Genomic DNA, 7,111 nt, shown 5'->3' with positions numbered 1-7,111 from the left:
TTTCACATTGATCCATTGCATAACTCATGGTATAAGTCATAAAATCATCACGAAGTTGTTTGTTTTTAATATATGTAGCGATTCGTGATACTTCTCCTTTATAAGAAACAATAATGTCTTTACGATCTTTAGTGGTTAATGCTATGCCAATGGATTCAAGACGGGCTGTTGCTTCTTTACGCATTTTAGCTTCAGTTTGCTTAATTTCAGCTCGGTCATTTTCAATCACACATGCAGGATTCATGCTAACCGTAAATTGAGTGATAACGATTTGTTGGATTTTTTCACGTATGCGAGCTATCCGTCCTTTACGTGGGTTTCGAACCTTTTGTATAGCAGCATCAAATTTAAAAATTGGCGAGATGATTTTTAAGTAGTTTCGCACTTTTTTCGCATTGCGTCCTAAACGTTTCTTTAAGCCGTCCATGTTACGAACACAAGAATAATCTTCAATGGAATTTTTACTATTTTTAAATTGATGAGTAAAGTGGGTACATAATCCTAAAAATTCAATAATACCTTTGCTGTCACGATGGGAAACTAACTCTTTTAAAATAGAAGTCTCTAATAATGCATGAGGAATTCGAAAATATGAAAGTTTTCCATCATTACCTTTTGTTTCTTTTGCTGTACGATTGAATCTTGCATAGTTGCAAATTTCATACACTGGAATTTTCCCGTTAATAAAAATTTCTCTAACAGCCCCAGAATGAAGCAAAGCTTGAAAACCTGTATGAATAGTTGAATAGGGAATATCAGATTCGTTCGCGATAGTAGATAATTTAAAATCACGAGGAAGTCGTCCTAAATCATTCACCTTAAAGTGAAGTAAAATAAGAGTAGCTAATGCAGATGAAGGTAAAGCATATTCACCAAGTTCGTTATTCTTGATTAAATATATACGAAGCTCATCAAAGAACTTTGGCCCATGCATGAGGTATTTTGATTTTTGATTTTTTTTACTAAATTTCATGTTTGTTTTTAAAGTTTTTGTTTCTAACTGAATATTGTTAGTGAAATCACTAGCACTTAGGGTTTCAAAACTAGTTACCATAAAAAAACCTCCTATTTTTTCCACCGCAAATTTACGGAAAAATAGGAGGTTTTATATTCACATTGTATGTGTATTATGGTATAATTTTAATATCAAGTATGACATAAAAAAGAACCACATATACTTATAGTGTGAATTAAAACCCTATCTTTTGGAGTTATTAATTGGTATCGAGTTTGCCGACCTGAACTAATTAATAACTGTGCGGTGGGTTTTTTTTCTGTTTTTCTTTGATTATAATAATACAGAAATTATGTTAATTTTTCAACTTATATTTAGTATGTTAATATTGTTTAAGAGATACTTCTACATACTAGTTTAATGTTTTTTTAAATAATTTACAAATAAGAATTGAATTATAAACCTTAAGAAATTAAGGTTTATAGAAATAGAGGGAAAGGCTATATGCCTTTCCCTCTATTTTTATAATTTAGAAAGTGAACATATTGTATTAGTTCTTGTTCAATTTGATTTTTGAGATCTGGATTTTTTGAAAGTTCTTTATGTAATGTTTGGGCTAATAATGCAATTTCTCTCTTTTCTTTACTTTCATTGTCATTGAATTCTACGGAATTACCTATTAAATAGTCAGTAGAAACATCAAAGAATTGTGCAATTCTAATTAAGGTTTTGTAATCAGGCTCTGTTCCAACATTTTCCCAATTAGATACATTTGTTTGTTTAACACCGAGTACTTCTCCAAGTTGTCTCATACTTAGCTTTTTATTTTTGCGTAATTCTTTTAGGCGTTGGCCAAACATATAAATCCGCCCTTTCATTAAAAAATAGTTAAAAAATTAATTATATTTAAGTTGACTTTAGGCTTTAAGCCGAATACAATGTAAATAAGGGGGTGACGAATTGACTACAATACGTAAAATACGTGAAACTAAAGGATTTAGTATTAAAGATGTTGCAACTATTTGCGATATTCCAGTAACTACTTTATATGATGTAGAGACTGGGAGAAAAGGAGTATTAGCCAAAAGAGCACAAAAAATTTCTGACCTTTTAGGCGAGCCATTAGATAGATTATTTATTCCGACGTATTATCGAGCTAAAATCACATAATTCCAATTAACTTGATAAGTATACCTATATAATATACATTCAATGTACATTGTATAGGAAATAAGAAAGATTTCAATCATTTTTAACTGCAAGTAGAAACTATGTTCAGGAAGTATATTTTTTTGTTCAACTTAGACTGAATTTTTTTGATATTAAATCTATTTAGGTCTTTGAAAATTTCATACTCAAAAAGGAGCTACTAACAATGACGAAAAGATTCGTGTATTCCAAATCCTTGGCCTTGGTGATGAGCTTATGTATGTTTTTCATCAGTGTACTGATTCCGATGAAATCTGTGAGCGCGGAGGTGATTCATCGTGAAAATTACGAGATGAATTGGGCTTACAGTCCACAATACGGAAAAAATGTCCGTACAGAGCTTTTGAAAAACGCCAGTGGTCAAATTGCGTATTGCTTGGTATACGGGCTCAAGTCTCCAAATGGTACAGATTTACCAGAGGTAGGACGAACGGATGATGTTGTCTACCGTGTACTATTAAATGGATATCCGCAAAAAACGCCTGAACAACTAGGAGTTTCTACATGGCAACAGGCTCATTACGCCACGCAGCTGAGTATCTGGCATGCACTTGGACAAATCAATACAGGTGAGTTGCAATTTAAAGATGCAGCTGTGGAGCAAGCAACGAAAGCCATTACGTATGCGGCGGATCATACAGGAGACACACAAGATGTTTATATGAATGTACAACCAACAGATAAGCAAGAAGCAAAATTGAACGGTGAATACTTTGAAACCACAACATATGCTGTAGAAACGAATGCAAAAAAAGGTGAGTATAAGATTCAATTGCAAGAAGCACCAGCTGGAACACGAGTTGTCACAGAACAGGGAGAAGCAAAAAAAACATTCCAACTAGGTGAAAAATTCCGTGTACAAGTACCGAAATCCTCTAAAAGTGCGGAATTGTCATTACGAGTAACTGCCAACCTGACAAATCAACATGCGGTGATGTATAAAGGTACAAGTGTGATTCAGGATGCAACGGTTCTATTAGAACGTAGTCAAGAGAAAGTAAGTAAGGATTTACAAGTCTTTTGGAAAGCGGTAGGCGGTTTGAAAATCCTTAAAGTGGATGAAAACAAGAAACCACTGGCAGGAGCAGTATTTGAGGTGTTAGCTAGCGACCAGAAGAGTATGGGAACGATTACAACAAACGAAAAGGGGATTGCCTCTTTAGATAATATTGAGATTGGAACTTATGTCGTGAAAGAAGTAAAAAGTCCTGTGGGTTATATCTTAAATGATACCCCTACCCCACAAACGTTAGAAGTCAAAACGGGTGAGATGGTAACGTGGACAGCTGAAAATAAACAAATTAAAGGGAACGTACAACTGCTGAAAGTAGATGCGGAGCATCCAGAAAAGAAAGTTGCAGGTGTTACATTCCAATTGAAAAATAGTGCAGGGAAAGTCATCAGCGAGCATACAACAGATGAAAATGGTCTAATCAAAGTAGAGAACATTCCATTTGGTTCTTACACATTTGTAGAATCGAAAGCGAAAGAAGGGTACGTGTTATCGCAAGAACCAATTCCATTCCAAATCACAGAACAAGGACAGACAATCGAGTTAGAGGCAAAAAATCAACCAATCTATGGTGAATTAGAACTAACGAAGATTGATGTTGCAGATGGGAATGTAAAACTACCAAATGCAGAATTTGAGATTCGAAATGAGAAAGGTGAAATTGTAGCAAAAGGAAAGACAAATGTAGAAGGGGTTGCAACATTCAAACTTGGTTATGGGAAGTATACCTACAAAGAAACGGCTTCGCCCAACGGATATATGTTGAATGAAGAAACATTCTCGTTTGAAATCAAGCAGAATGGTGAAATCGTGAAACATATTGTCGCAGATGAAAAGATTCCATCGATTCAAACAACCGCTACGGATAAAACGGATGGAGCAAAAGAAATGCACACGTCTAAGTCTGTTACAATCCAAGATAAAGTGGACTACAATGACCTATTAGTAGGGAAAGAATACACGCTTACAGGTAAAGTAATGGATAAGTCAACTGGGAAACCACTCGTTGTAGATGGGAAAGAAGTAACAGTGGAAGCGAAGTTTACACCAAAAGAAGCAAACGGTTCAATTACGTTAGACTTCACATGTAATGCAACTGGTTTAGAAGGAAAAGAAGTTGTAGTATTTGAGAAGTTATTCAAAGACGGAAAGATGGTTACCTCACATGAGGATATAAACGACAAAGGGCAAACAGTCAAGTTTGTGAATCCTGAAGTGAAAACAACAGCTCTAAACAAAGTGGATGGATCAAAAGAGTTAGACGCTACAGATTCTGTAACAATCCAAGATAAAGTCGAGTACAAAGACCTTATCGTAGGGAAAGAATATGTAGTGAAAGGAAAGCTCATGGATAAAGCAACAAACAAACCATTACAAGTAGATGGGAAGGAAGTTACATCAGAAACGACATTTACTGCGAAAGAAAAAGATGGTTCTGTTACGTTAGATTTCACATTCAATGCTTCTGCACTTGAGGGGAAAGAAGTAGTGGTATTTGAAGACGTATATCAAAATGATGTGTTAGTTGCAACGCACGCTGACATTCAGGATAAAGGGCAAACAGTGAAGTTCAAAAGTAAGCCGGAACAACCAAAACCAGAGCAACCAAGTCAACAACCTGAGAAGCCTGTACAACCACAGCCAAAGGTAGAACAACCAATCAAAGTCCAGCCAATTGTGAAAGCAGTAGAGCCAGCACCCAAAAAAGTCGAAAATACGCTCCCAACAACAGGTGGAAAAGAAGAAAATCCATACTGGAAGTGGATTGGTGTAGTGGTGATGTTATTATGTGGATTTGTCGCAATTCGTGCCTATCGCTCACATAAAAAGGCGAATGAGTAGGACATCAATTGTAGGAAAGGGTGAGGTATAGTGGTGAAATATCGATTAGGTTATGACTATGTATTTATACCAAATGAACCGATTGTGTATAAAGGAGAAGACGTGAGCTCAATGAGTGTCTATGTTTTATTTCAAGTGTTCGATGAAAACGGACAGGAACGTTTATTTGAGTCAGAGGAATTAGAAGACCAACGTCTTTCTCTAAAAAATGGAGAATCTTGTTACCTAACAAATTTAGTGAGGTGCTCGTTTGACAAAGAAACCATTCTCTCCTTTGAACGGAATCAAAGTGTATTAAAAGATAGTGGTTATACCATAGAATGGACAATTGATTCGTATTCCAAAGATGTAGGGATTGGGTTTGCTGAAGCACAGGAAATTTCAAAAGAAGAATGGATGGACATGATGGTACAGTATCGAGAGCTGTTTGATAATCGGGATAATGAATCAGCACAAAGTTGTGCGTATTTTACCGAGAAAGTAACTGTTTGACACAAGTAAATGAATGATTTTCAACGACAAAGGGTTGGTGGAAAACGGAATAGTATAAAGGGTGTCAGTTGAGAGAATCATCTAAAAGGGAAGGTAGGGAGAAAAATGCGTGGTGTAAGCGTGGGTAACCAAAACCAGAAGTGATTTGTAGGCAGTACAGTTGGGAAAGGAAAGAAGTATACTCTCCACTTGGATGAATATATGCAGGCAATGGCAATTGCGAGAACATTTGTCAAACCAGCGGAACGAGAAGGGTTTTGGGTAGAATCGGCTATAGAATTATTAGCAGGCTGTATGATGTATTTTCAAAAAAAGAGCGGAGAACTTCTGTATGTTGATGTAGACCAAACATTAGACTTGCTACAGAAAGCAACTGAACAAGAGGACTATGTAGCAGAGTTAATGACGTTAATTGGAGAAAATCACCCATCGTATCATATTTTTAAGAGAATTGATCCTTCAGAACGTATGACAAGGACAGGGATTATTGAACAGTTAGTTTCCATTCTTCGAAAACATGATATCTATCAGCAATATCTGAAAGGGCTAGAAAGGGGAAGAGGGGTATGAGTCAGCAATTTACGAAACATTCCTTTGTGGTTGGAAAGTCTGGAGAAGGAATGGGTCAAATCTATATTTTGGAAGGGGAAAATAGTAAGTTGGTAAAGGCAAAGGAATATCTGCCCCAAGAAAGGCTTCAGGAAGATTCTTATGAGGCGGAAGAAACGTTCCATTTTTTTAGAGGATGTAAGAATGCATGTTTACTAGCCATTCCAACATGGATAGCTATATTACTGATATGGTTTCTATAATTCAAATCCGAAAGATAGGTGAAAAAATGTTAATCGGGGCTACTGAAATCAAGTTTGAAAAAGAAAAACATTCGAATGTGTACGTCGTTGGTCCTACCGGTGCAGGAAAAACACGATGGTATACCATTCCAAATGTAAAGCAAGAAGAAAAGAATATCATCGTTGTAGAGAGTAGGAAAAAGGAAATCTATTATGCTACCAATCAAACAAAAGCTAAGCAGGGATATGAAATCTTACAGTTGGATCTCCTTCATCCGCTATTTGAAGAACGCTTACAAGACATGGTAGTGAACGCTACACAACAAAAGTTTGTGTTATATATTTCTGTCAATCTCATTGATAGTACGTATCAAGAGCGGGGAGATCGTCTTCAAAAAGTATTCGACCTACTACAAGAAAAAACATTAGAAAGAGATGTACATCTCTATTTAGATGAGTATGAGTTGTATCCCATTCCCAATCTCTTGCATGTCCTACAAGTTGTGAAAGCCAAAGGAATTCATATTTCCATGATTGTTCAGTCATACGCTCATCTCCAACAGGTTTATGGGAAACAGGTTGCCAATCAAATTGCTAGGGATTGCAATCAAATACTATTTTTTGGCACAAATAGTATGGATGATGCAAAATATTTTAGTCGAATGAGTGGATACGATCAAATGGAACTTTTTTTACTACAAAATGAAGTGATTGTACTCGATACGTATTATCTTCCAAGAAAAATACCAATTAAGCAGGTAGATTGCAATCACTAGATGACTAGAGAACTATACAAATGGAGGGTTCAAA

General features: G+C 35.9%; 8 protein-coding genes. 6 read left to right on the top strand and 2 right to left on the bottom strand.

The window, feature by feature from the left end; translation table 11 throughout:
- Nucleotides 1–1,054: hypothetical protein (locus MHH55_RS33630; RefSeq protein WP_340882396.1), on the bottom strand; the 1,054-nt coding region annotated here is incomplete at its 3' end.
- Between the two features lie 401 nt (nucleotides 1,055–1,455).
- On the bottom strand, nucleotides 1,456–1,815 hold the full coding sequence (locus tag MHH55_RS33625; RefSeq protein ID WP_000467904.1) for a helix-turn-helix domain-containing protein: 360 nt from the start codon (nucleotides 1,813–1,815) through the stop codon (nucleotides 1,456–1,458).
- A 100-nt stretch (nucleotides 1,816–1,915) separates the two neighbouring features.
- Here MHH55_RS33625 and MHH55_RS33620 point away from each other — a divergent pair, with 100 nt between their 5' ends.
- The 6 genes from MHH55_RS33620 to MHH55_RS33595 all read left to right on the top strand — a co-directional run bounded on the left by MHH55_RS33620 (nucleotide 1,916) and on the right by MHH55_RS33595 (nucleotide 7,077).
- A complete protein-coding gene (locus tag MHH55_RS33620; protein ID WP_000207879.1) occupies nucleotides 1,916–2,125 on the top strand; it encodes a helix-turn-helix domain-containing protein in 210 nt (69 codons plus the stop codon).
- Between the two features lie 205 nt (nucleotides 2,126–2,330).
- On the top strand, nucleotides 2,331–5,018 hold the full coding sequence (locus MHH55_RS33615) for a VaFE repeat-containing surface-anchored protein (protein WP_078187790.1): 2,688 nt from the start codon (nucleotides 2,331–2,333) through the stop codon (nucleotides 5,016–5,018).
- Between the two features lie 33 nt (nucleotides 5,019–5,051).
- Nucleotides 5,052–5,510 (top strand): hypothetical protein, encoded by a 459-nt coding sequence (locus MHH55_RS33610; RefSeq protein WP_254849795.1) that lies wholly within the window; start codon nucleotides 5,052–5,054, stop codon nucleotides 5,508–5,510.
- A gap of 189 nt (nucleotides 5,511–5,699) precedes the next feature.
- Complete coding sequence (locus MHH55_RS33605) at nucleotides 5,700–6,080, top strand: hypothetical protein (protein ID WP_340882392.1); 381 nt, start codon at nucleotides 5,700–5,702, stop codon at nucleotides 6,078–6,080.
- Nucleotides 6,077–6,322: a hypothetical protein gene (locus tag MHH55_RS33600; RefSeq protein ID WP_078187795.1), complete on the top strand. Its 246-nt coding sequence runs from the start codon at nucleotides 6,077–6,079 to the stop codon at nucleotides 6,320–6,322. The genes MHH55_RS33605 and MHH55_RS33600 overlap by 4 nt, the downstream gene beginning before the upstream one ends.
- Nucleotides 6,268–7,077, top strand: coding sequence for a type IV secretory system conjugative DNA transfer family protein (locus MHH55_RS33595; RefSeq protein ID WP_340882389.1), 810 nt, complete (start codon nucleotides 6,268–6,270; stop codon nucleotides 7,075–7,077). Before MHH55_RS33600 ends, MHH55_RS33595 begins: the two co-directional genes overlap by 55 nt.
- Nucleotides 7,078–7,111: the final 34 nt, after the last annotated feature.

It is taken from the genome of Bacillus sp. FSL K6-2944, assembly GCF_038005385.1.
GTDB classification, from domain to species: Bacteria; Bacillota; Bacilli; order Bacillales; family Bacillaceae_G; genus Bacillus_A; species Bacillus_A cereus.
Note: the sequence above shows the minus strand (reverse complement) of the source record. Positions and strands in the feature narration are given on the sequence as shown.

Excerpts from the sequence above, each read along its gene's own strand:
- MHH55_RS33600 (WP_078187795.1), top strand. The coding sequence starts at position 6,077 with ATGAGTCAGCAATTTACGAAACATTCCTTTGTGGTTGGAAAGTCTGGA.
- MHH55_RS33615 (WP_078187790.1), top strand. The coding sequence starts at position 2,331 with ATGACGAAAAGATTCGTGTATTCCAAATCCTTGGCCTTGGTGATGAGC.
- MHH55_RS33595 (WP_340882389.1), top strand. The coding sequence starts at position 6,268 with ATGTTTACTAGCCATTCCAACATGGATAGCTATATTACTGATATGGTT.
- MHH55_RS33625 (WP_000467904.1), bottom strand. The coding sequence starts at position 1,815 with ATGTTTGGCCAACGCCTAAAAGAATTACGCAAAAATAAAAAGCTAAGT.